The 1,546-nt window shown below is 76.8% G+C and carries 2 protein-coding genes; both read right to left on the bottom strand.

Features of this window, described 5'->3' with window-relative positions:
* A partial coding sequence (locus KS423_RS45315; protein ID WP_224285490.1) for an isocitrate lyase/phosphoenolpyruvate mutase family protein occupies positions 1-719 on the bottom strand: 719 nt, incomplete at its 3' end.
* Positions 716-1,546: hypothetical protein (locus KS423_RS48325; protein WP_308020331.1), on the bottom strand; the 831-nt coding region annotated here is incomplete at its 5' end. The genes KS423_RS45315 and KS423_RS48325, both read right to left, overlap by 4 nt.

The following is a 1,546-nucleotide window of genomic DNA, read 5'->3' on the forward strand; positions in this document are numbered from 1 at the left end:
TCGCCCGCCGCGACGGCCGCCGCCGTGGCCACCCCCGCCGCCAGGGCCGCGCGGTACAGCAGCGAGCCCAGGCTGACCCGGGCCACCCCGAGCCCGGCCAGCTCGGCGAGGCCCGGGCCGGTCGGCGTCCAGAGGATGTTGAGCGGGACGGCGAGCACGCCGACCAGCCGGCCGATGGCCGCCGGATCGGTCAACCCGGGGACGAACACCCCGTCCGCGCCCGCCCGCTGGTAGGCGTCCAGGCGCCGGAGCGTCTCCGCCTCGGGGGCGCCCCGGCCGCACCAGTAGGTGTCGGTGCGGGCGTTCACGAACAGCTCCGGCACGGCCGCCTTCACCGCCGCGATCTTCGCGGCGTGACGGGCGGACGGGGTCGGCGTGCCGTCCGCCCGGCCGTCCTCCAGGTTGATGCCGACCGCTCCCGCCTTCGCCAACTCCACGGCCAGCTCGGCGACTTCGTCCGGGTCGTCGCTGAACCCGGACTCCGCGTCGACGCTGAGCAGGAAGCCGCCACGCCCGAGCCGGCGCGCCAGCCGTACGGTCTCCGCGCGGGTGGCGGCGGCGCCGTCGGGCAGCCCGGCGACGGCTGCCACACCCAGGCTGGTGGTGCCGATCGCGGGGTGGCCCTGGGCGGCGAGGGCGACGGCCGAGGCGTGGTCCCAGGCGTTGGGGAGCAGCAGCGGGCGGCCGGGCCGGTGGTGCAGGGCGGCGAAGGGGGTCATCGGGTCGTCTCCATCGGCTCGTTCGTGAGGTTTCCGGTCGCGTCCACCGGGCAGCCGGCCGCGCCCGCCAGGCTCCCGACCGAGTCCGCGTAGTAGTACCCGGCCCCGGAGACGTGGCAGACGATCTGCCGGAAGCTCCAGCCCGCCCCCGGCGAGTCGTCCAGTCGCCCGTCCGGCAGCGCGGCGACCCGCCGGGACCAGATCCCGGCCAGCCGGGTCAGCCGGCTGCGGGCCTCGTCCAGGTCGGCGGTGGTGAACGGGGCGAGGTCGGCCGGGGTGGTGACGTTGGAGGCGTGCCAGTGGTCGGGCTCGGTCGGCTCGCCGGCCAGTCGGGCGTCCAACTCGGCCAGGTGGTCCAGCAGATGGTCGGTGATGCGGCGAACCACCTTGTGCGGAGCGTAGGTTCGGCCGTCGGCGTTGACGATCGGGCGGCCGCCCCAGGCCGTCCAGCCGGCCGCCAGCGTGAGCACGTGGTCGACCATCTCCGGCACCAGGGCGGCGAGTTCGGTCTTGTCGAGGTCCGGCGCCGGCGGTGTCCCGGTGTCCGCCGGATCGGAGGCGCCGTACAGGATGCCCTCGGCGATGACCATGGCCTGCGAACGTCCCGGGCAACTCCGGGGCGGGGCGCCGAAGGTGAGCGCGACGCCCTCCGGTGCCCCGGCCTGGGCGGCCGCGATGTCGAGCAGGACCTGCGTCCCGGTCGGTACCGCGACCCCGCCGACCTCGGTCGCCCGGGCCGCGAGCCGGCGCATCGCCTTGAGCGGCGGGTCCGTGCGCAGCACCCCGGCCGGCCCGTCCTCGTGCCGGCGGGCGCCCTCGACCAGCGC

It is taken from the genome of Streptomyces sp. LS1784 (genome assembly GCF_020103755.1).
In the GTDB taxonomy this organism is placed as follows: Bacteria; Actinomycetota; Actinomycetes; order Streptomycetales; family Streptomycetaceae; genus Kitasatospora.